An 18,669-nucleotide genomic window follows, 5' to 3' on the forward strand; every position below is an offset into this window, starting at 1 on the left:
GACGGATGGTTCGCGCTACTCCGCCGTGCGGATCTTCAGCTCGCCGTTGCCGGTGCGGGCCGAGACGACGTGCTTGCTGTTGTCGTCGCGGGGCACGTCCACGTGCTCGGCGCCGTTGCGGCTGCGCGCGTCGACCCGGTAGGAGGCGCGGGGCAGGTCGAGGGTGAGGGCGCCGTTGTTGCTCGTGGCCTCCACCCGGTCCGGGACCCGGCTGAGCGTGAGCCGCACCGCGCCGTTGTCCGAGCCGGCCTTCACCCGGGCCGAGGTGATGCCGGTGGTGCGCACGGTGCCGTTGGAGCTGAAGAGGTCGAGGGCTCCGCTGCTGTCGACGACCGCCACGGCGCCGTTGTCAGAGGTGATCTTGAGGTCAGTGTCGAAGCCGCGGGTCTTCACCGAGCCGTTGTCGCTCTTCACGGTCACCTTCACCCCGCGCGGCACCTCGATCTTGTGCCGGGCCTCGCAGTCCGCGCTCAGCCCGCTGCACTGCTCCTTCAGCTTCAGCACGGAGCCGTCCAGCTCCCAGGAGACCTTGGTGGTCCCGCCCAGGGTCCACCCCGAGAACCAGCGTGTGACCTCGACACCCTTGACGTCGGCGGGCACGATCTCCAGGGCCGAGTTGTCGGACTCGACGGTCAGCTCCTTGCCGGCCAGCGCGAACGTCTTGCTCTCGGGCTTCGCCTCGCTCGCGTCCGCGCTCCCGCAGCCGGCCAGGGCCGCCCCGGCGGCCAGCACGCCGGCCGTGACGAGAGAGAAGCGGGCGGCGGAACGGGCGCGGGAGCGCGGCTTCATCGGAACTCCGGGGTCGGGTCGACGGGTGCTGTGTACCCGGCAAGCGTAGAAGTGGATCACGCCCGGGCGCGATGAAGCCTCCTACCGGACGGGGGTGAAGCCTGCTACCGGACCGGGGGTGGGGATAACCCCCGTACGCGCCCCGCCGCCCTCACATTTGCGGGGACCCGGGCGGTGCCATGTAGGCTGTCACCTCGTGCCGGGGCGCATAGCTCAGCGGTAGAGCGCTGCTCTTACAAAGCAGATGTCGGCGGTTCAAATCCGTCTGTGCCCACCAGTGCGAAGGCCCCCGGCGGATCACCGCCGGGGGCCTTTGACATCCACGGATGACATCAACGTCGGCGACGGCCGAGCATACGGTCCATGTGGGCCACAGCTTCGCGCTTTAGCGCGTCCGGCACGTGCGTATAGACGTCCATGGTCACGCTGATCTTGCTATGCCCGAGGATCTCCATGGCTACGCGCGGATGAACGTTGCCCGCAGCAAGCAGCGTGGCCGCTCCGTGTCGCGCGTCGTGCACCCGGATCCTCGGGACGTCAGCCTTGGCACTCAGCCGGTGGAACGATCGAAGGACGTTACTGCCCTCGATCGGCCGACCGGTGCGCGTGGTGAACACCAGGTCACTCTCTCGCCACGAGTCCCCTGCCTTCGCGTGCAGGGCTTGCTGGCGCATGCGCTGCCAACGGAGTGGTGCTACACACAGAACCGGTAGCGGCAAGGCACGCTTGCGGCGGTTCTTGGTGTCGTCCTCGTAGTTCTCCCCGCCGACGCGTTGGCGCTGCTTGCGTACCTGAACGGTCATGCTGTCCAAGTCGATGTCCTGCCAACGTAGTCCGACGAGTTCACCACGCCGCAGGCCGAGGCCGACCGCGAGCATGAAGGCCGCGTACAGGGGGTCGCGGCGAGCGACGAAGATGAACTTCAGCGTCTCCTCCAACGTCCACACGCTGCTTTCGTAGACATCCACGCTCGGCGCTTCGACGAGCTTCACCACGTTGCGAGTGATCAGTTCCTCGCGGCAGGCCGTTGAGAGAGCAGAGCGCAGAACACGGTGTGATTCCTTCGCGGTCGCTGCTGTTGTGGCCTTGGCGATCCGAGCCAGGGCAGCCCGAACGTCCCGCGCGCTCAGCTTTTCCAGGGTCTTTGTTCCGAGATGCGGATTCAGATAGAGACGGGCATGCGTCTCGTACTTCGCGTATGTCGTGCGCTTCCGGTGGGGCTTAATGACGTGCTCCAGCCAGTAGGGCAGCCACTCCGAGAGCTTTGCCGACCGAGTAGGGACAGGAATGCCGCTGTGTACCTTGTTGAGAAGCTCTCGCCTTTTGACGTCGCACTCTGCCCAGGTCTTGCCGTAGGCGAACTTACGCGCCCGGGTCCCATCCGGCTGCAGCACGTAAACCGCAGCTTGATACCGGCCGTCTTTGCGCTTGGTGATTGTTCCGGCCCCGTTGGGGTTGCGCTTGCGCTCGGTGGCCATCAGGCAGCCTCCTCGATCCGGTCGGCAATGAAGCCGCGTACGGCGCCAGCAGGGATACGCCGCGAACGGTCGATGGTGATGGAGGCCAGGCGTCGGCTACGGATCAGGTCGTAGACCTTGGAGCGCCCGAGCTTGAGGAGCCTCATGACTTCTGGCACGGTGAGTAGTTCCTCGGTGGCAGTGGTCATGGCTGCTCCTCCTTCTCAAAGTGCCGACCTTGCTGAACCTCGCGGGTGGTTTCACGGTTGATCCGAATGCCTTCGGCGATGCTTGCGGCGAGGGCGGATTCGCCGGGGGTGTGTCCATGGCCAGCGAATTGCCAATCGGCCAGGACGAGCACGGTTCCAGGCTCGATCTCGGGGAGCCCTAGAGCTTGCCGTTGTTGGGTGGCACGGTAATCAGCCCGAGCCTGCCGGAGCGCGCCGAGGGTGGTGGAGTACTGGCGGGACTTGGTGGAGAAGTGGCCCCGGAAGCCGAGCATGTGCGCCCAATCCCACAGACGTCGTTCGGGGTAGGCCTTATCGAGGTCCCAGCAGGCACGGATGAGCCGACGGGCGTGGGCGGGGACTTGGTGTTGGTCGAGTTCGGCAAGTTCTCCGATGCGGCGGTCTAGGGTACCGGTCACTTCGGCGGCTTTGGTGGCGTACTTGGCGACGTAGGAAGCGACTGCCTGTTCGGTGATGTCGTGGCCGCTGTTGAAAGCCTGAATAGGGCGGATGTCGAGTTGTTCGCCCCAACGCAGTTCCCGGCCGATGTGGTAGCCCGCTTCGTCGTTCGGAGGAACCTTCACCGTGGTGTAGGCGTGCGTGGCGGCGGCCCGGATTGCGTCGGTGAGCAGGTCGAGGGTGGCCCATGTGGGCAGGGTGTCGGGGCAGCGCTTGGGTCCGTCGAGTCGGATGACGGCGTGGAAGTGCACGGCGCCACGCTTCTGGAATTCGGCGACCTTGCCGAAGGCCACTTGCAGGTAGTCGGGAAGCTCCCGTTGGGTGATACCGACGCGTGAGGCGATCTCGCGACGCAGACGGCGGGTGAAGCGGGCCCACAGTTCTCCGGCGTGATTGTTGAAGAGGACGGCGGCTGCGTAGTCGTAGGTGTGCGGGTTGAGCGGCGTTCCCAGGGCGGGATCACCGTCGGGGTGATGGGTTTTGCAGCGGCAGCGGCCGGTCGACGGGCGGTTGTGGACTGGGCCGAAGGAAGGGGCGGTCAGGGTGAGGAAGACGCGGGGCCGGTTGCGGACGGCGGTGGAGATGTTCTTGTTCTCGTCGCCGACGAGGCCAGCGCGGATGAGGTGGAAGGTGTCACCGGCGTAGAGCCAGGCGCAGGAGGGGCAGCGGGATGCGCGGCGATTCCCGCAGGCGATGCGCAGACGCCCGCCGGGCTCGGTGTCCGTGCTGTAGCTGTGGAGGATCTCCCCGGTGGCACCGTCCCGTGTGACCGCCCAGCCACGCAGATGGATCGGATCAGCGCAGCCTCCGGTACGGCGGATCTGGTCTTGCCACCGGGCGAAGTCGGGGGCCGAAGCCACCCTGAGTAGATCGCCCAGGATGGTCGGGTCGAGCAGGTCTGGCACGGGCTTGGCGCTCATCGGCCGTTGCCCTTCTCCTCACTGGTGCGGTGGGTGTCGTACCAGTTCTCCGCACAGACCTTGTGGACGGGCCTACCCCGGTCGGAGCGTAAGGGGGTGGGCTTACCGCAGCACACGCACGGCTTGTCGCCGCTGGAGTCGAAGTGCTTGGGGTCATGCCAGTCGAGGAGGGTCACCGGGCCACCTCCTGGCGTTCGCGAGGGGTACCGGTGCCGCGGCAGGTGCGGCAGACAACGCGGAGCAGGGCGCGGGAGCCGTCACGGTGACGGGTGCCGGTGGTGACCATGGCCGATGCGAAGCCGTCGCAGGCACGGCAGACGCGCGGGCCCAGGGTGTGCTGAGGCATGATGAGGTCTCCCTTTCGGGTCCGTTGGATCTGAAATGGGGCCAGGCGCCCGGGGCGGCGAAAGTTTGGCGACCGAGGCCGCCCCGGGGGCCGTTCAGCGGCGTCGGCCGCGACGGGGTTTGGAGTAGGCGGGCGGGATGGCGTCGTACGCGTCCTGACCGTCCTTGAAAGAGGCCCAGTCGGCTTCGGCAAGACCGTGCTCGCGCTCGACGGTGCGAACGATTTGGTTCATGGCCCGGCGGTCGCCGTGACGCTTGGCGATGGCGTAGTCCCGGCCCAGTTCCGACAGTGCGGGATCGACCTGCAGAGCTTCCTCTTTCTTGCGATTGAACAGGCCCATCGCAGGGGCTCCTTTCAGCGTTGGGTGTGGGAGGAGTTCAGGAGCGATCGGGCGACCAGGGCGACGACGACGAGTGAGCCAGCCGTGATGGAGATGGCCAGGAACATGCCGACCAGGACGGCACCGATGACGAGCACGGCGACTGTTCCCGCACCGATGGCCGCGACCGTGGCGCCCGCCGACAGATGCACACCGCCAGAGACCGGAGCCGTAGGGGTGGGCGAGTGCTGACAGAGCGGTGTCGACGTCCCGGCATGCCTCTCGACGGGCGCCTCAGGGGCGGGCCTGATGAGCGGGGCGGGAAGCGGGTTGGCCGGTACGTGGGGGCGGAGCATGGTGGTTCTCCCCTCTGAGGTGGGTTACTTGGAGCCGCCGATGACGGTGGCTCCGCCGTTGATGCCGGACTCGATCGGTCCGGCGAGGAAGCTATTGGCGAGCAGGACGCCGCCGACTAGGAGGACGAGGACGACCCACATAGGCGGGCGGGTGAGCTTGACCCCGAGATAGGCGACGACGGCGACGACGAACCAGAGCGGGACGTTCACGGTTGGTCTCTCCTTCTGCTGCTATCGGGGGTCGCAGCGGTGGGTCTGAGCGGCGAGTTCGGCGGCGGCGGGGTTGAGGTAGTCGGCCGACCAGTTGCAGCCCGGGGCGGTGCAGGCGACGGCGTGAGCGACGCGCCCGAGCCGGTCGGTGTGAGTCGCGATCTCGACCTTTCCAATGCGGTCGCGGTTCCAGAAGCGCTTGTTGCGCGACATGGGCTGGATCTCCTCTCAGGCGAGTTGGGCGGCGATGGCCTCAGCCATGGCGGCGGGCACTCCGAGGCGAGCGCGCAGGGTGTCGGGGTCGATGTCGTTTCCGGTCGTGGCCCTGTGGGCTTCTGCGACCTTGCGAGCGTGGGCGACCAGGGCAGCAGGCGCGGAAACCTGGATCACAGGTGGCTCCGGCAAGGCCAAGGCATCAGCGGACTCGTCTTGCGGGCGCGCTTCGGACGGTGGCTGCTCGAGCGCCTGCCGGTATTCCGCCGGAGGCGTCGCTTCAGGCTCCGCCGCAGGCGTGGCAGCCACCAGTGAAACCTCAGCCGGTGCCGGATCAGTAGCTGAGATGGCCGTTGTGGGGATTGGGCTGTGTGCGAGAAGGGTGCCACCGAGGAAGGCCGCGGCGGGCCAGCCAGCGACCAGCATTCGCAGCCAGGACGGGGGGTGGCCCAGGTCGAGGAAGCCCGCGGTGGCGACGTTCGCGCCGAGGGACGCGGTGAGGGCGATGAGGAACCAGACCCAGCCCAGACGCACCCCGTGCCCGGAGCGCAGACGACGCCACGCGGCGACCAGAAGCAGATCAACGGATACGGGATAGGCCCAGCCCTTCCACCCGTCTTGCCCGGCAGCTTGAGCGATGTCGTGCAGGTGGGCGAAAGACAGGGCACCGGCGATCACCGCTTGAACCAACACCGGGTCACGGTGGGAGAGGCGTTTCATCGCGCGGTTCTCCTTCCGGAGCATCTCGGTCAAGGAGGGGCCGGGCGGGCTCTTGGGGAGCGGCGACGCCCGGCCCCGAATGGATCAGGTGGCGGGAGGCTCTTCGCCTGTGCCTAAGCAGGTCAGGCACAGGGCCTCTTGGCGGTCCGGGCTGTCGCTCTTCTTGCGGCCGCCGACCTTGAAGGACATGGAGACCTGTCCTTGCTGACAGTCCGGGCACTTCTTCGTTCGGGGCTTGCGCTGAGTGGTCCTCTTGGTGGCCATGGCGCTTACCGGATCTGCGTGCAGTTGCTGCGAACCAGGCGGCCCTCACGCAGCTTCGGGTCCTTGATGACCATGTCCATCACCATGGCTCGCGACATCGACTGTTCGGTCTCGCAGTCGTTCGATGTGATCTCGCCTTGGCTGACGAAGATCTCGTTGTTGAGCTCGATGGCGACGTCGTACTTCCAGCGGAGCATCATGGGCTGTCTCCTTCGTTGTGTGAGTGACCGGTTAGTGCGTGGTTCGGGGGTAGCTGTGACCCTCGGGCGGATAGTCGCCATCCCACTTGGCGTCGTGCTCAGCCCTGAGCGACGAGTAGAGGACGGCGACGAACTCTGGGTCGTGCCCCGGATCGGTGAGGTACTCATCGATGCTGTGAGCCATCAGGTGCGTCACGTGGGCGTCGGCGTGCTGGGGGTCGTCGCTGCAGGCCATGGAGCTCACCGGTCCGAGCGGGGGTAGTCGTGCCCGGCGGGCGGGTAGTCGCCCTGACGCTCACGGCTGGCCTGCTCCAGCATCGAGCCGAGCACGGTACTGGCGAACTCCGTGTCCGCCCCGTCACTCTCGGCGTACTCGCAGACGTCGCGCGTCATGCGGGCACTGCGGTCGAAGTCGTCGGTACGTCGGGACATTGCTTCTCCTTTGGATCTGGCCCGGTTTTTGGGCATGGGCCGGGTAGGGACTTGGCGCGTTGGAGGCCGCGCCGGCCGGTTGTGCGCGTGGGTGGGTCAGGCTGGCTCTGTGACCGGGACCGGCGTCTCGACGGACGCGGGTACGGTGTCCGGCCGGAAGGGAGCCAAAGCCGGGACTTCCGGCGTGATGTGGGCGAACTCGTTGCAGGCCGCCACGGTTTCGTTCAGGCTCGTGAAGGGACTGCGCACGACGGTCCACCTGTCGCCCGTTCCGCCCACCACAGCCGTTCCCGCACGGTTCGCGGGGATTGCGGTTGCCGCAGCCATTGCCATGGGACTGATGTCGCCGAGGGCCATCTTCGCGGAGCCCTCGTCATTGACTCGGTGCGCCGTGCGACCAGTGAGCTGGGCGCGGAGTGTCGTTGCGCCGGGGCCGAGTTCGGAGCCGAACCGCTGGCCGCAGATTTCGAGGTACACCGCGGCTGCACGTCCGAGCTGCGCGAGTCGGATCATTTGGGTGACCATGTGGTCACGGCGTTTGGTGTCTGCTGAGGAAGTGGTGAGGAAGAGTTCCGCGACTTCATCGACGATCACCACGATGGGCACCGGTCGGATGTCTTCGGGCAGCCCCCAGACGTCGGAGGTGATCTCCTCCATGGGCACGTCAGGAGGAAGGTTCTGAGCGGTACGGATCAGCTCGTACCGGTCGCTCATCTCTTGAACGAGCACGTCCAGGAGCGCGGCAGCCTCTTCCGGGGTGTAGGCCAGTGCCGAGAACCTACGGGCCAGCGGGGCAAGTTCCACGCCCCATTTGCAGTCGATGCCGACCAAGGCCACCGGCTGTGGTGCCAGCCCCTTGACCAAGCGACGCAAGTAGACCGACTTGCCAGATCCAACGGCTCCGACGACCAACTCGTGAGCAACCGTCCGGAATTCCCGCATGTGGACCAGGCCGTCTGATCGCAGCGACACCGGCACTCGGAGCAGTTCGGCGGTCGCGCTGCGTGGCATGACCACCCGTTGCAGCAGGTCGTAGGCGATGAGTCGGATCTCTAGCCATCCGGGCTTCAGGGCTCGCATGTGGATCCCGTGGGCCCGCCACGCATGACGCAGGCGCTCCGCCGCCACTTCGAAGTCGCGGACTTCCTGGCCTGGCTGCATCTTGATCTGCAGCACCAGTCCCGCCCGCGTGACCTTGACTCGCCGTAGCCGGGGAATCATCCGCGTCGGCTCCCGGTCCATGGTCTTGGCCAGCCACAGCCGTGCCCGGGACGGCCGTTCCGTCAGGTCACACGCTTCCATCACAGACCGGTAGGTGAGCTGGACGCGGACGATGGCAATCACCGCGCCGATACCGGCCCAGTACCAGAAGGGACGATGGCGACGCAGGAGCGCGGCCCCAACGACGATCAGACCTAAGCCGATCAGTAATGCAGCCTGCCCGATGGTCATCGAGATCAGCCCTTGCTGCTGAGCGCCGTGACCGCAACGGCGCGGAAGCTGATGCCGTGCCGCTTCTGGCCGTTGAACTCGTTCTCCCACGGACGGGCAACCAGCCCCGTCAGTGCCACCGGAGTCCCCATGGTCATCTTCTCGGAGATACCCGTCTCAGGGACAGTCAGCGTGACGACATCCGCGTTGCCATCCATGACGAACAGCACGTCCACCGTCATCAGAGCGGCACCGGTCTCGCGGTCCGTTGCGACCAGGCCGGACTGCCTATCTGCCAGCTTCTTCTGCGGCGGCTGCGCGATCATGACCGTCGCTGTTGTCGTGTCCACAGGGATCTGACGCATTGCTGTACTCCCTCACAGGAGAAGGGGAGTTGCCCCAGGAGCTACGAGGGCACCCCCACAGGAAACTGGCTTGAGCCAGTTCTGGCTTAAGCCAGTAGAGCATGCGCCGTGTCGCGAGTCAAGCAACTGGCTTGGGCCAGTTGTATGCTGACCCTCATGACGACCCCCGAACGCTCACAGGAAGGGCTCCCGAGCAGGCGCATCGCCGAAGATCTGCGGCAAAAAATCTTGAGCGGTGCCCTCGGGCCCGGCGACAAGCTGCCGTCGGAGCGCGCGCTGGCCCAGGAGTACGAGACGGCCCGAAACACCGCGCGCGAAGCGATCCGGCTGCTTGCCGAACAGGGCCTTGTTACCGCCGAGCACGGGCGAGGGGTATTCGTACGAGAGCCGCAGCGACTCTTTAGGTTCGGCAGTGACCGCTACTCAATTGCGAACCGGTCAACCGGGCTTACTCCGTTCCGGCTTGAGGCTCAGCGCCAAGGGAAGACCCCAAGGGTTGAAGTCGTAAGCATCTCTCGTGAGGCCCCTCCGCCGGACGTTGCAGAGCGTCTCATGGTGCCCGCCGATGAGGAGAGTGTTGTTCATCGAGAGAATCACTACTTTGCCGATGAAGAACCAGTGCAGATCGTGTCGACCTATCTTCGATGGGAGGAAGCGCAAGGCACGAGGCTCATGGAGCCCAAGACTGGCCCTAACGGGATCTACGGACGTCTTGAAGAGCTTGGCCATGTGATGACCGCCGGGTGCGACGAAGTCACGGCGCGCATGGCAAGCCCAAACGAGGCCTTGCATCTTCGGCTTCCTACAGGGGTCCCTGTTCTTGAAGTGCTGCATACGAGCCTTGACCAGAACGAGACGCCATTTGAAGTAAGTCGTTACGTGCATCGCGCCGACCGGACGGGGCTGCTCTACAAGTTCCCTGTTCAGTAGCCTGACGCTGCCCGAGTGAACCATCGAGTCCGAAGGAGTGCGCATGGAAGAGACGCCGGTCATCCGCATTCGGCAGAGTGGCGATCTCCCTGGAACAGCAGACGCCCTTGTTGCAGTTCACGCCAGCGATGGGTATCCAGTCGAAGGCGTCGACCACCCTCAAGAATGGCTCAACCCGCCCGGGTTTATCAGGGCTTGGGTGGCAGAGATTTCTGGGCGAGTAGTCGGGCACGTGGCCATCAGTAGCCCTCAGGGCGAGGATGCGGTCTCGCTCTATCGGCGCCATGCACAGGACTCTCAAGAGAGCGTCGCGGTCCTTGCCCGCCTCTTCGTTCTTCCTGAGGCGCGAAACAGGTCCACCGGTGAACGCCTCATGGAAGCAGCGACCCGGCACGCCGAGGAAGAGAACCTGCGACTCGTGTTGGATGTGATGACCAAGGACGTCGCAGCCATTCGCCTGTATGAGCGGTTGGGGTGGCAGAGGCTGGGAACGACGACCCACACCTACGGGGAAGGCCAGCAAACAGAAGCAGTTTGCTTCGCATCGCCCAACAGGTGAAGCCGAGCAACGCGCGGTCAAAGTTTCTCTACCTCATCAAGCCCCCGCCCTCCTGGGCGGGGGAGGGGAGGGAGGGGGGCCGCCCAGGGGCTTGCACCCCATAGGTCATCCCCAGCGTCGCCTCTATGACCATGAGGCGAAAGGGTCCAGGAAGCCGAGCGCTCCGATCGCCGGTCCGCTTACCGGTGCTCTTTTGGGCATTGGTCGGGCTGCCCGTGGTCGGCCCGGCGTTCTTGTCTCGGCAGCTCTCTGCCCTGGTGACCGGCTGCTCTTGCCCTTTCGGGCATCCGGCGCGGCATGCCAATGTCTTCTTCAAAGCCACCGCTACGGAGCACACCCGCCCGGCCAGCACGGCTGGCCGCCCGGGGCTCGGGACTCGCGCCGCCATGCCTTCGGCCCGCGGCGCGGCCCCGGCCCCGCGCCATCGATATGCCGCGGGGTACTCCGCTTCACGCTTTGGCACGCCCAACAGCAGCCCCGGACTCCGAGAGCCCCACGCCGGTCACCCTGGCATGACGCTGCCGGAACGCCCAGGACCGACCGTGAAGCGCCAGCCAAGGACCCAGAGGAAGGCCCACGACCGTGCACAGAACGCCAAGCCCCGGCCGCATCGCATCGTCAACCGGTTGCGCCGGAAGGGCCGCGGGATAGCGAAGGGCGGGGGGAGTGGGATGAGTGGGGGGCGGGCGGCTCTGCGGCTTTACCCACCTCCCCGGGCCGGGGCCCGCGTCGAGCAAGACCAGGGGGCCACTCGACCAAATTCCGGGCAGGATCACAACCTGCCCGAGTTGCCAACCAGCGTACGGCCCCCTGGCCATGCTCGACCCCAACCCGGGCAGGACACCGGCCAAAGCCCCAGAGCCACCCTCACGTAGCCCGTAGGGTGCGGGTATGACTATCCCCCGTGAGCCTAGTGGGCGCCCGCTCACGCTCTACACATTGGATCAGGATGCCGCTCTGGCCTACGCCCATGAGGCACTGTCGGAAGGGCTGAACGTCGAGATCAAGGACTGGGACCTTCGCGACACTAAGACCTATGGCACCTTCCAGAAGTCTCCGATCTTGGTGAAGTACTGGTCCGTGTCAGTCACGGATGGCGAGAGCGCCATGGGATACCGATCCTCCTCCGCGCACCAGATCATCGAGGCAGTCGAAGCGGTGACCCCCGAGGAGTATGGCGCCATCCATGCTGAAGATCTCGTGGCTTTCTGCCGGGATCACTACAACAAGACCGGTAACAAACAGTGAAGGGCTAAAGTGTCCGGGGGTGAGGTCGCCCGCACGGTAAAGGACGGGACCCGGGGTGCGGACAGGGCCGTCTGCCTCACCTCCTTCACTCAGGTCGAGCGAAGATCGTGGAGCTGGATTACCGGGCCTCCCTGACATCCACGCCTGACATCAACGGCAGTGGACAAGGCGAGACCCCGGCGACTCTCCACGGAGTGGGGCCGTCGCCCAGAGTGTTGTGTCCAGTGCTGAACCGGCGCCTCGATCGAACTTACAAAGCAGATGTCGGCGGTTCAAATCCGTCTGTGCCCACTCTTCATTCCCGCGGTTTCCGCTCCGGCGGTTCTCCGTGCAGCCGCGCCGCCTGTGCGTCGTAGCTTCTCAGGACCTCCTTCAGCCGGTCCAGCGGCTCCTCGCCGATTTCCGGGGGAGCGGCCTCGGTCACATAGCGGGCCGCGGCGATCAGCGCCGCGAACTCGTACACGTGCGAGGTCACCCGCAGAACGCCCGGCCGGGCCCATTCGAGCTGCATCGGTCGGTCCTTCTCCGTCTCCGTCGGTTGTTCTCCGCAGGTTCAGCCCTGCGCGCCGAGGTATCCCTTGATCTGGCCGAGTTCCTGGGCGAAGTCGTCGTAGTCCTCGCGGATGCCGTTGAGGTAGGCGCTCCAGCCGAGGCTGTGCTTCGCGTAGTGGACCGCTTCCTGGATCTCCTCCTCCGAGGCGCCGAAGATCCTGGCCGCTTCGGTGTGGAAGAGCGTGCAGTACCGGCACTTGGTCTCGGAGTGCAGGGCGATTCCCATGAGCTCCTTGTACTTGTTCGGAATGAGGGTCTCGCCGAGTTCGAGCCTCTTGAAGAGCTCCCATTCGTATTCGAGCAGGTCGTCGGGGATGCCGCTGAAGAAGTGCGGGACGAGTCCCAGCGCTTCCTTGATCTCCGACTCGACTTCGCCGCGGCTGCGGTCTCCCATGGCAGCCACCCCTTTCGTCGGGATGAGCAGCTGTCCTCTTTATTACGATAGGTCCGCCGAGCCCGGGTGTCGCGGGCGCAGGCGCGGGCGCGGGGTGCCGGCGTGCCGTGCCCGCCGGGGGCCCGTCCCTTGTGCCGCTTACGCAGCCGGCAGCATGCCGCCGTTGCGGTGCAGCCACGACCGGTAGGCCGGGTGGGCGTAGGCCAGGGACCGGTAGGCGTCCTCCAAGTCGCCGAAGACGGCGTCGGCTTCCGGGAGGGAGAGGGCGCCGGGGCGGGTGGCGAGGGAGAGTTCGGCGGTGAGGGGGTCGCCGTAGAGGGGGCGGAGGACCGTGCCGGGCGTGGCCTCCGCGGTGGGCTGGCAGGCGCGTACGGCTTCGCCCGAGGCGACGAGGTCCGCGGCCGTGGCGGCGTCGCGCACGTGCACCAGGCGCGGGTCGGTGCCGGCCGCGGTGAAGGCCCGCTGCAGGGCCGACCACTCGTGGTCGGCGGCGGGGTCCACGATCCAGGCGTCGTCGGCGAGTTCGGCGAGCCCCACCACCGGGCGGCCGGCCGCCGGATGTGCGGCGGACAGGGCGACGAACCTCGGTTCCCGTGTCATCAGGACCCGTTGCCCGACGCCCGGTGGTATGTGCAAAGGGAAACCCTCCGCCTCGTGGACGAAGGCGACGTCGAGCTGATTGGTCGCGAGCAACTGCAGCAACGTGCCCGCGGAGACCTCGATGTGGATGGTGACGTCCGTGTCGGGCAGGCGGGCGTGCAGCCGCCGCAGCCAGCCCGCGACCACGCGGCCGCCCATGCTGCCGACCCGCAGCCGGGCCCCGCCCGCGCCCGCCGCCGCGTCGCGGGCCGCCGCCATCAGGGCGGTCATCTCGGCGATGATGGGCCGCGCCCGGGAGAGCACCGAGTGGCCGAGGGGCGTGGGGCGGCTGCCCGTCTGGCCGCGGGTGAACAGCAGGCCCCCGACGGCCCCTTCGATGCGGCGGAGCTGGGTGGTGAGCGAGGGCTGCGTCATGCCCAGCTGCAGCGCGGCCTTCCGCACACTTCCCGCATCCGCAATGGCGCAAAGCGCGCGGAGGTGCCTGACCTCGAGCTCCACGGGGGGAGCATAACTGCGCCTCGCACGTCACACCAGGCACATGCCGGGGCAGGGTAGGTGATTGCACGGTGCTATGGCCAGTTGGCATCATCCGCACCGCTGATAACTCGTCACAGACTCTGCGGGACCAGCAGTTCACCCGACGGACATCCGGCCGGCGTTCCCACCACGCCCCCGGGCGTCCTCGGCACGAATGGAGTCCCCCACATGAAACGCTCCACGATGGTGCTGTCGGCGGCGATCGGCCTCGGGCTCTCGGCGGCGATGACGGCGGTCCCCGCGTCCGCCTCCGCCCCGTCGGTCACGGCATCGCAGACGGCGCAGACCGTGTCGTCCTACGCCGGCTCGTCGGCCGAAGAGGCCAACAACAAGGCGTTCTTCGACGCGGTGATGAAGTCGGCGCAGGCCAAGGCCGCGAAGTCGCCGGGTCTGCGGGCCGTCACGGTGACCTACGACGCCAGCAGAGCGCCCAGCTTCGCCTCCCAGATAGCCGCCAGCGCCCAGATCTGGAACAGCTCCGTGCGCAACATCCAGCTGCGTGCGGGCAGCAACGCCGACTTCAGCTACTACGAGGGCAACGACTCCCGCGGCTCGTACGCGAGCACCGACGGCCACGGGCGCGGCTACATCTTCCTCGACTACCGGCAGAACCAGCAGTACAACTCCACGCGCGTCACCGCGCACGAGACCGGGCACGTCCTCGGCCTGCCGGACCACTACTCCGGTCCGTGCAGCGAGCTGATGTCGGGCGGCGGCCCCGGCCCGTCCTGTCAGAACACCCGCCCGAACAGCGCGGAGAGCAACCGGGTCAACCAGCTCTGGGCCAACGGCCTGTCGGCCTTCAAGAAGGACGACAAGGGAGCCTTCACCACGGCTCGATGAGCTTCACCGCCCGGTGAGCCTCTCGGCTCGGTGAGCTCCACGGCCCGATGAGCTCTACCGCCCGGTGAGCACGCTCACCGGGCAGGGCCCTGCCCGTCCGGCGGCCCGGTTCCCTCGCGGAGCCGGGCCGCCGCCCGTCTCCGGGCCCGTGCGGCCCATACTGGAACCGATGACACACGTGCCCCCCGGCCTCACCTACGCGGAGGCCGGCGCCACCGCCCGCCGGCCGCTCCCCGCCGGCTACCACCATCTCCGTGAGGTCGGATACCTCGGCCGCGGCCGCCCCGTCTTCGAGGCCGCGGCCGACGCGCTGCTCTCCTGGCGCATGCACCGCGCCGCCGGCGTCCGCATCCCCGCCGGCACCCTCCCGGCCGCCCCCGGCGTCACCGTGGACCTCTCCCTCGGCCTCGGCCCGCTGCGCGCCTCGGGGACCTGCGCGGTCGTCTGGGCCGTGCGGGAGGAGCGCCGCGCGGGCTTCGCCTACGGCACGCTGCCGGGCCATCCCGAGTGCGGGGAGGAGTCCTTCGTCGTCACGCTCGACGGCGCGGAGGACGTACGCCTGGCCGTGACCGCGTTCAGCCGTCCGGCGCGCTGGTTCACCCGGGCCGCCGGGCCGCTGGTGCCGGCCTTCCAGCGCAGGTACGCGCGCCACTGTGCGCGGGTGCTGCGCGCGGAGACCGCTCGCGCGATGAAGTGACGGAGACCACCCGCCGGGCGACGTAGAAGGGCGGACGGGCAGGCGTACGCACGCTCGTGCGACCGCGGAATCCTGTCGTCCATCCGTCACCGACCGGACGTACGGTCGCTGCTGTAACGGGTGCTACCGAAGGTGCGGGCGAGGCCGGGCCCGGGGCCCTGTGACGCCTCGCGCCCCCTGCTACGCCTCGCGTGCCCTGGGGCGCTTCACGACGTACGCGGCGCCCGCGCCGGCGGCGAAGAGGGCGAAGAAGGAGACGGCCGTGCCGATCCAGCCGGCGCCGAGCCACTGGCCGCCGAAGTAGCCGAGGCTCACGCTGTACGCGGCCCAGGCCAGACCGGCCAGGGCGGACCACGGGAGGAACTCGGCGGCCCGGCGGTGCATCACGCCGGCGCCGAGGCTGACGACCGACCGGCCGGCCGGTGCGAAGCGGGCGACGACCACCAGGGGGCCGCCGCCGCGCAGCAGCGCCGTGCCGAGCTTCGCCTGCGCGGCGGTCAGCCGGCGCGAGCGGGCGATGGCCCGGTCGAAGCGGTCGCCGCCGCGCCAGGCGAGCCGGTAGGCGACCATGTCGCCCATGACGGACGCGGTCGCGGCGCACATGACCAGCGGCAGCATCTCGGAGAAGCCGGCGTGGCCGTGGCCGCCGACGGCGCCCGCCGCGGTGCCCGCGGCGGCGGTCGCCGCCGTGATCACCAGGACGCCGCTGGGGAGGACCGGGAGGAAGACGTCGAGCAGTACGGAGATGCTGACGATCACGTAGATCCATGGGGTGTCGGCCAACGCCCCCAGTTTTTCCAGCACGTCCTGATCTCCCGGTACGGTCCCCCGCCGCGACGTCGCAGGGGAGCGGCAGGGGCGGCCTTCACAACCGAACAGCGTACGCCTGGGGCGTGTGTGACGTGTGAGTGGGGGTGGTGATGTTGTGCGCATCACGGTACGGATCGCGACATCACGGACGCCGGTCCACACACCGGGCGGGTCCGGGCTGGGGCCCGGCGGGTCCGGGAGCGGTACCGGACCCGCTCCGCGGATCAGCCGCGGCGGGAGAAGAGCCGGTCCAGGGACAGCGCGCCCGGGCCGGTGAAGACGAGGAGCAGGAAGGCCCAGCAGAACATCGCGGAGGCCTCGCCGCCGTTCTGGATCGGCCACAGGGCCATGCTCTGGTGCACGTCGAAGTACGCGTAGGCCATGGAGCCGGAGGCGATCAGGGCGCCGGTGCGGGTGCCCACGCCGAGCAGGACGAGCGCGCCGGCGACGAGCTGGATGGCGGCCGCGTACCAGCCCGGCCAGGTGCCGGCCTCGATGGTGCCGCCGTTGGTGCCGGCCGCCCCGCCGAGGACGCCGAAGAGGGAGGCGGCGCCGTGGCAGGCGAAGAGCAGGCCGACCACGATCCGGAAGGCGGACAGGGCGTACGGGCGGGCCGCGTCGAGCCGCTGCGTCAGGGCCGGGGCCGCGTCCGCGGAGGTTCTCGCGGGGGCGGCGGGCGCCGGGGCGGAGGGGGAGGTGGCGGTGGGCGTGGGGGGCATGACGGGGGCTCCTCGTATCGGGGACAGGAACGATGAGGGAACCAGGTTAGGTACCCCTTATCGATACTTGCAAGTTCAAGTTCTTGTTTCATTGTGCCGGACTCCGCTCCGGAACGCGTGGGGGCCGATTGCCGCCTGCATGACAGTGGGGCGGTCCGGATGGAAATCCATCCGGACCGCCCCACTGTGCGAAGGCCGAGGGGAGGGCTGCCTCAGCAGCCGTTGAGGACCGCCGCCAGCTTCTCCTTCTCGGCCGAGTCGACGGTCAGCTTGTAGTGGTGCTTCACCGTGACCCACATCCGCGCGTACGTGCAGGCGTAGGAGTTCAGCGGCGGCATCCACTGCGCCGGGTCCTTGTCGCCCTTCGCCTGGTTGACGCGGTCGGTCACGGCGATCAGCTGCGGCCGGGTCAGGTCGTTGGCGAACGCCTGGCGCTGCGCCGTGGTCCAGGCGTTGGCGCCCGAGCGCCAGGCCTGGGCGAGCGGCACGATGTGGTCGATGTCGATGTCCTGGGCGTCGTGCCAGGTGGCGCCGTCGTAGGGGGAGGCCCAGGTGCCGGAGACGGCGGCGCACTTGCCGTCCTGCTGCACGTTCTCGCCGTCGCGCTTGAGGACGACCTCGCGGGTGTTGCACTGCCCGGACTGGGTGCTCCAGTGCGGGAACTTCGTCCGGCTGTAGCCGTCCATGGAGCCCTCGGGGCTCACCTTCAGCTCGCCGAGGTAACCCCGGACGGTCGCGGCGTCCGGCGGGGTGGGCGGCGCGGCGTGGGCCGTGCCCCCGCCGAGGGTGAGCGAGCCGGCCAGTGCGGCGAGGCTGCACGCCACGGCGGCGCGACGCGCGTAGAGACCGCGCGCGGCGGAGGGGGTGCGTATTGCGGACATGAGAACTCCCTGTGAAGTGGGGGGTCTTCGGCCGTCGGGAGCGGCCAGGATCGCGGCGTCCGGTGTCCGGGGGGTGGGCGCCAGGTAACAGGGTGACGACGCGATCATGACAAGGCAAGAGCCCGTTCACGTGACCTTGACCGCGATCGGCGCCGCCGCGCGCCGCCTTCCTGACACGCCGCCATGCGACCGCCGGTAACCGGCCGTTCGGGCCGCCTAGGGTGGGCCGCGTGCTCGCCGCCGCAGCGTTGCTGCCCGTCAACGCCACGCTCGCCGTGGTGCTCGCCGTCCTGCTCGTGGCCGCAGCGGGCGTCGCGGCCGCCGCCCGGCTCGGCGACGGGCGGGGGCGCGGGCACGCCCGCTCCATCGCCGTCGCCGGGGTGCGCGCGGCCGCCCAGCTGGCCGCGGTCTCCGCCGTCATCGGCTGGGTGGTCCGCGCGGTTCCCCTCCTCCTCTGCTTCGTCGGGCTGATGTTCGCCGTCGCGGTGCGGACCGCCGGGCGGCGCATCACGGACAACCGCACCTGGTGGTGGGCCGCGGTGCCGATCGGCGCGGCGGTGCTGCCGGTCGTGGCCCTGCTGCTGCTCACGGGGCTCGTGCCGCTCAAGGGCATCGCCCTGATCCCGGTCACCGGGATCCTCATCGGCGGCGGGCTCACGGCGACGGTCCTCGGCGGCCGGCGCGCCCTCGACGAGCTGCACACGCGGCACGGCGAGGTGGAGGCCGGCCTGGCGCTCGGCATGGCCGACCGCGACGCCCGCCTGGAGATCGCCCGCCCGGCCGCGTCCGACGCCCTGCTGCCGGGCCTCGACCAGACCCGCACCGTGGGTCTCGTCACACTGCCCGGCGCGTTCGTCGGCATGCTGCTCGGCGGCGAGTCGCCGCTGCTCGCGGGCGCGGTGCAGCTGTTCGTCCTGGTCGCGCTGCTGGCCGTGCAGGCGGTGGCCGTGGCGCTCGTCCTGGAGCTGGTGGCGCGGGGGCTGCTCCACCGCGAGGAGGGCGCGGCCGGCGGGCCGAGGCGATTCGCCCGCAGGTCGCGTACCCTGAACGGAGCAGAAGGGGAGTAGCTCTTCGCCGGACCGTCGACATACTGCCGAGCTCGCCTCGGCCGGCGCCCGGAGGCAGGCGTTCGCGCCCGCCAGCGAGACCTTCGGCCGCAGTGTCCACGACGCTGCCGTGCCGAAGCGACCC

Annotated in this window: 28 protein-coding genes and 1 tRNA gene; 7 read left to right on the forward strand and 22 right to left on the reverse strand. The window is 68.5% G+C overall.

The features are described from left to right. Positions 1-15: 15 nt before the first annotated feature. Positions 16-789, reverse strand: a complete 774-nt coding sequence (locus AS857_RS19600) for a DUF4097 family beta strand repeat-containing protein (protein WP_058044603.1) — start codon at positions 787-789, stop codon at positions 16-18. A 202-nt stretch (positions 790-991) separates the two neighbouring features. Between AS857_RS19600 and AS857_RS19605 the strand changes: the two genes are divergently transcribed. Then, positions 992-1,066, forward strand: a tRNA-Val gene (locus AS857_RS19605). A gap of 55 nt (positions 1,067-1,121) precedes the next feature. On the opposite strand, the gene AS857_RS19610 is transcribed toward AS857_RS19605, so the two are convergent. From AS857_RS19610 to AS857_RS19675, 15 genes are all read right to left on the reverse strand, one after another. After that, positions 1,122-2,267: a tyrosine-type recombinase/integrase gene (locus tag AS857_RS19610; protein WP_079110507.1), complete on the reverse strand. Its 1,146-nt coding sequence runs from the start codon at positions 2,265-2,267 to the stop codon at positions 1,122-1,124. After that, entirely contained in the window at positions 2,267-2,455 is a 189-nt protein-coding gene (locus AS857_RS19615; RefSeq protein WP_058044604.1) for a helix-turn-helix transcriptional regulator, read from the reverse strand. The genes AS857_RS19610 and AS857_RS19615 overlap by 1 nt, the downstream gene beginning before the upstream one ends. Beyond that, positions 2,452-3,852 carry a replication initiator protein RepSA gene (repSA, locus tag AS857_RS19620; RefSeq protein ID WP_058044605.1) on the reverse strand — a complete coding sequence of 467 codons (1,401 nt, stop codon included), beginning with the start codon at positions 3,850-3,852 and terminating at the stop codon, positions 2,452-2,454. Before repSA ends, AS857_RS19615 begins: the two co-directional genes overlap by 4 nt. Continuing rightward, positions 3,849-4,028, reverse strand: coding sequence for a hypothetical protein (locus AS857_RS19625; RefSeq protein WP_058044606.1), 180 nt, complete (start codon positions 4,026-4,028; stop codon positions 3,849-3,851). Before AS857_RS19625 ends, repSA begins: the two co-directional genes overlap by 4 nt. Then, positions 4,025-4,198, reverse strand: coding sequence for a hypothetical protein (locus AS857_RS40440; RefSeq protein WP_173864783.1), 174 nt, complete (start codon positions 4,196-4,198; stop codon positions 4,025-4,027). The genes AS857_RS19625 and AS857_RS40440 overlap by 4 nt, the downstream gene beginning before the upstream one ends. A gap of 94 nt (positions 4,199-4,292) precedes the next feature. Further along, positions 4,293-4,538 carry a hypothetical protein gene (locus tag AS857_RS19630; RefSeq protein WP_058044607.1) on the reverse strand — a complete coding sequence of 82 codons (246 nt, stop codon included), beginning with the start codon at positions 4,536-4,538 and terminating at the stop codon, positions 4,293-4,295. 14 nt (positions 4,539-4,552) lie between these two features. Next, the gene (locus tag AS857_RS39075; RefSeq protein WP_216824005.1) at positions 4,553-4,729 is read right to left on the reverse strand and encodes a hypothetical protein; all 177 of its coding nucleotides are present in this window, start codon (positions 4,727-4,729) and stop codon (positions 4,553-4,555) included. 168 nt (positions 4,730-4,897) lie between these two features. Then, positions 4,898-5,083, reverse strand: coding sequence for a hypothetical protein (locus tag AS857_RS19635; protein ID WP_058044608.1), 186 nt, complete (start codon positions 5,081-5,083; stop codon positions 4,898-4,900). 21 nt (positions 5,084-5,104) lie between these two features. Next, complete coding sequence (locus tag AS857_RS19640; RefSeq protein WP_058044609.1) at positions 5,105-5,296, reverse strand: mobile element transfer protein; 192 nt, start codon at positions 5,294-5,296, stop codon at positions 5,105-5,107. A 15-nt stretch (positions 5,297-5,311) separates the two neighbouring features. Then, the gene (locus AS857_RS19645) at positions 5,312-6,016 is read right to left on the reverse strand and encodes a DUF2637 domain-containing protein (RefSeq protein ID WP_058044610.1); all 705 of its coding nucleotides are present in this window, start codon (positions 6,014-6,016) and stop codon (positions 5,312-5,314) included. Positions 6,017-6,285: 269 nt separating this feature from the next. After that, positions 6,286-6,480 (reverse strand): hypothetical protein, encoded by a 195-nt coding sequence (locus AS857_RS19655; RefSeq protein ID WP_058044612.1) that lies wholly within the window; start codon positions 6,478-6,480, stop codon positions 6,286-6,288. Between the two features lie 31 nt (positions 6,481-6,511). Then, positions 6,512-6,715 (reverse strand): hypothetical protein, encoded by a 204-nt coding sequence (locus AS857_RS19660; RefSeq protein ID WP_144440883.1) that lies wholly within the window; start codon positions 6,713-6,715, stop codon positions 6,512-6,514. Between the two features lie 5 nt (positions 6,716-6,720). Beyond that, positions 6,721-6,912: a hypothetical protein gene (locus AS857_RS19665; RefSeq protein ID WP_058044614.1), complete on the reverse strand. Its 192-nt coding sequence runs from the start codon at positions 6,910-6,912 to the stop codon at positions 6,721-6,723. 96 nt (positions 6,913-7,008) lie between these two features. Next, a complete protein-coding gene (locus tag AS857_RS19670) occupies positions 7,009-8,364 on the reverse strand; it encodes an FtsK/SpoIIIE domain-containing protein (protein WP_058044615.1) in 1,356 nt (451 codons plus the stop codon). 5 nt (positions 8,365-8,369) lie between these two features. Continuing rightward, positions 8,370-8,708 carry an SCO3933 family regulatory protein gene (locus tag AS857_RS19675; protein WP_058044616.1) on the reverse strand — a complete coding sequence of 113 codons (339 nt, stop codon included), beginning with the start codon at positions 8,706-8,708 and terminating at the stop codon, positions 8,370-8,372. Positions 8,709-8,864: 156 nt separating this feature from the next. On the opposite strand from AS857_RS19675, the gene AS857_RS37880 reads away from it, so the two are divergent. From AS857_RS37880 to AS857_RS19690, 3 genes are all read left to right on the forward strand, one after another. After that, the gene (locus AS857_RS37880; protein WP_079110808.1) at positions 8,865-9,638 is read left to right on the forward strand and encodes a GntR family transcriptional regulator; all 774 of its coding nucleotides are present in this window, start codon (positions 8,865-8,867) and stop codon (positions 9,636-9,638) included. Positions 9,639-9,681: 43 nt separating this feature from the next. After that, positions 9,682-10,197 carry a GNAT family N-acetyltransferase gene (locus tag AS857_RS19685; protein WP_079110508.1) on the forward strand — a complete coding sequence of 172 codons (516 nt, stop codon included), beginning with the start codon at positions 9,682-9,684 and terminating at the stop codon, positions 10,195-10,197. Between the two features lie 891 nt (positions 10,198-11,088). After that, positions 11,089-11,445: a hypothetical protein gene (locus AS857_RS19690; RefSeq protein ID WP_058044618.1), complete on the forward strand. Its 357-nt coding sequence runs from the start codon at positions 11,089-11,091 to the stop codon at positions 11,443-11,445. 295 nt (positions 11,446-11,740) lie between these two features. Here AS857_RS19690 and AS857_RS19695 read toward each other — a convergent pair whose 3' ends face one another. The 3 genes from AS857_RS19695 to AS857_RS19705 all read right to left on the reverse strand — a co-directional run bounded on the left by AS857_RS19695 (position 11,741) and on the right by AS857_RS19705 (position 13,432). Then, positions 11,741-11,956, reverse strand: a complete 216-nt coding sequence (locus AS857_RS19695; protein WP_058044619.1) for a hypothetical protein — start codon at positions 11,954-11,956, stop codon at positions 11,741-11,743. Positions 11,957-11,998: 42 nt separating this feature from the next. Further along, on the reverse strand, positions 11,999-12,391 hold the full coding sequence (locus AS857_RS19700; protein WP_058044620.1) for a carboxymuconolactone decarboxylase family protein: 393 nt from the start codon (positions 12,389-12,391) through the stop codon (positions 11,999-12,001). A 138-nt stretch (positions 12,392-12,529) separates the two neighbouring features. Further along, positions 12,530-13,432, reverse strand: a complete 903-nt coding sequence (locus AS857_RS19705) for a LysR family transcriptional regulator (RefSeq protein ID WP_058044621.1) — start codon at positions 13,430-13,432, stop codon at positions 12,530-12,532. A 264-nt stretch (positions 13,433-13,696) separates the two neighbouring features. Here AS857_RS19705 and snpA point away from each other — a divergent pair, with 264 nt between their 5' ends. Together snpA and AS857_RS19715 are read left to right on the forward strand one after the other, a co-directional pair. Beyond that, positions 13,697-14,371 (forward strand): snapalysin, encoded by a 675-nt coding sequence (snpA, locus tag AS857_RS19710; protein WP_058044622.1) that lies wholly within the window; start codon positions 13,697-13,699, stop codon positions 14,369-14,371. A gap of 169 nt (positions 14,372-14,540) precedes the next feature. After that, positions 14,541-15,068 (forward strand): DUF1990 family protein, encoded by a 528-nt coding sequence (locus AS857_RS19715; RefSeq protein ID WP_058044623.1) that lies wholly within the window; start codon positions 14,541-14,543, stop codon positions 15,066-15,068. Between the two features lie 180 nt (positions 15,069-15,248). On the opposite strand, the gene AS857_RS19720 is transcribed toward AS857_RS19715, so the two are convergent. The 3 genes from AS857_RS19720 to AS857_RS19730 form a co-directional block, all read right to left on the reverse strand. Further along, positions 15,249-15,872 (reverse strand): DedA family protein, encoded by a 624-nt coding sequence (locus AS857_RS19720; RefSeq protein ID WP_058044624.1) that lies wholly within the window; start codon positions 15,870-15,872, stop codon positions 15,249-15,251. Between the two features lie 230 nt (positions 15,873-16,102). Beyond that, positions 16,103-16,513 carry a DoxX family protein gene (locus AS857_RS19725; RefSeq protein ID WP_058046915.1) on the reverse strand — a complete coding sequence of 137 codons (411 nt, stop codon included), beginning with the start codon at positions 16,511-16,513 and terminating at the stop codon, positions 16,103-16,105. Positions 16,514-16,809: 296 nt separating this feature from the next. Beyond that, a complete protein-coding gene (locus tag AS857_RS19730; RefSeq protein WP_058044625.1) occupies positions 16,810-17,478 on the reverse strand; it encodes an HNH endonuclease family protein in 669 nt (222 codons plus the stop codon). A 230-nt stretch (positions 17,479-17,708) separates the two neighbouring features. On the opposite strand from AS857_RS19730, the gene AS857_RS19735 reads away from it, so the two are divergent. Next, the gene (locus tag AS857_RS19735; RefSeq protein ID WP_245700337.1) at positions 17,709-18,545 is read left to right on the forward strand and encodes an ABC transporter permease; all 837 of its coding nucleotides are present in this window, start codon (positions 17,709-17,711) and stop codon (positions 18,543-18,545) included. Positions 18,546-18,669: the final 124 nt, after the last annotated feature.

This window comes from Streptomyces roseifaciens (assembly GCF_001445655.1).
Taxonomy (GTDB): Bacteria; Actinomycetota; Actinomycetes; order Streptomycetales; family Streptomycetaceae; genus Streptomyces; species Streptomyces aureoversilis.

Bases quoted from the DNA above. Each gene is read 5' to 3' on its own strand.
- AS857_RS19600 (WP_058044603.1), bottom strand. From the start codon at position 789: ATGAAGCCGCGCTCCCGCGCCCGTTCCGCCGCCCGCTTCTCTCTCGTC.
- AS857_RS19610 (WP_079110507.1), bottom strand. From the start codon at position 2,267: ATGGCCACCGAGCGCAAGCGCAACCCCAACGGGGCCGGAACAATCACC.
- AS857_RS19615 (WP_058044604.1), bottom strand. From the start codon at position 2,455: ATGACCACTGCCACCGAGGAACTACTCACCGTGCCAGAAGTCATGAGG.
- repSA (WP_058044605.1), bottom strand. From the start codon at position 3,852: ATGAGCGCCAAGCCCGTGCCAGACCTGCTCGACCCGACCATCCTGGGC.
- AS857_RS40440 (WP_173864783.1), bottom strand. From the start codon at position 4,198: ATGCCTCAGCACACCCTGGGCCCGCGCGTCTGCCGTGCCTGCGACGGC.
- AS857_RS19630 (WP_058044607.1), bottom strand. From the start codon at position 4,538: ATGGGCCTGTTCAATCGCAAGAAAGAGGAAGCTCTGCAGGTCGATCCC.
- AS857_RS19640 (WP_058044609.1), bottom strand. From the start codon at position 5,296: ATGTCGCGCAACAAGCGCTTCTGGAACCGCGACCGCATTGGAAAGGTC.
- AS857_RS19645 (WP_058044610.1), bottom strand. From the start codon at position 6,016: ATGAAACGCCTCTCCCACCGTGACCCGGTGTTGGTTCAAGCGGTGATC.
- AS857_RS19655 (WP_058044612.1), bottom strand. From the start codon at position 6,480: ATGATGCTCCGCTGGAAGTACGACGTCGCCATCGAGCTCAACAACGAG.
- AS857_RS19660 (WP_144440883.1), bottom strand. From the start codon at position 6,715: ATGGCCTGCAGCGACGACCCCCAGCACGCCGACGCCCACGTGACGCAC.
- AS857_RS19665 (WP_058044614.1), bottom strand. From the start codon at position 6,912: ATGTCCCGACGTACCGACGACTTCGACCGCAGTGCCCGCATGACGCGC.
- AS857_RS19670 (WP_058044615.1), bottom strand. From the start codon at position 8,364: ATGACCATCGGGCAGGCTGCATTACTGATCGGCTTAGGTCTGATCGTC.
- AS857_RS19675 (WP_058044616.1), bottom strand. From the start codon at position 8,708: ATGCGTCAGATCCCTGTGGACACGACAACAGCGACGGTCATGATCGCG.
- AS857_RS37880 (WP_079110808.1), top strand. From the start codon at position 8,865: ATGACGACCCCCGAACGCTCACAGGAAGGGCTCCCGAGCAGGCGCATC.
- AS857_RS19685 (WP_079110508.1), top strand. From the start codon at position 9,682: ATGGAAGAGACGCCGGTCATCCGCATTCGGCAGAGTGGCGATCTCCCT.
- AS857_RS19690 (WP_058044618.1), top strand. From the start codon at position 11,089: ATGACTATCCCCCGTGAGCCTAGTGGGCGCCCGCTCACGCTCTACACA.
- AS857_RS19695 (WP_058044619.1), bottom strand. From the start codon at position 11,956: ATGCAGCTCGAATGGGCCCGGCCGGGCGTTCTGCGGGTGACCTCGCAC.
- AS857_RS19700 (WP_058044620.1), bottom strand. From the start codon at position 12,391: ATGGGAGACCGCAGCCGCGGCGAAGTCGAGTCGGAGATCAAGGAAGCG.
- snpA (WP_058044622.1), top strand. From the start codon at position 13,697: ATGAAACGCTCCACGATGGTGCTGTCGGCGGCGATCGGCCTCGGGCTC.
- AS857_RS19715 (WP_058044623.1), top strand. From the start codon at position 14,541: ATGACACACGTGCCCCCCGGCCTCACCTACGCGGAGGCCGGCGCCACC.
- AS857_RS19730 (WP_058044625.1), bottom strand. From the start codon at position 17,478: ATGTCCGCAATACGCACCCCCTCCGCCGCGCGCGGTCTCTACGCGCGT.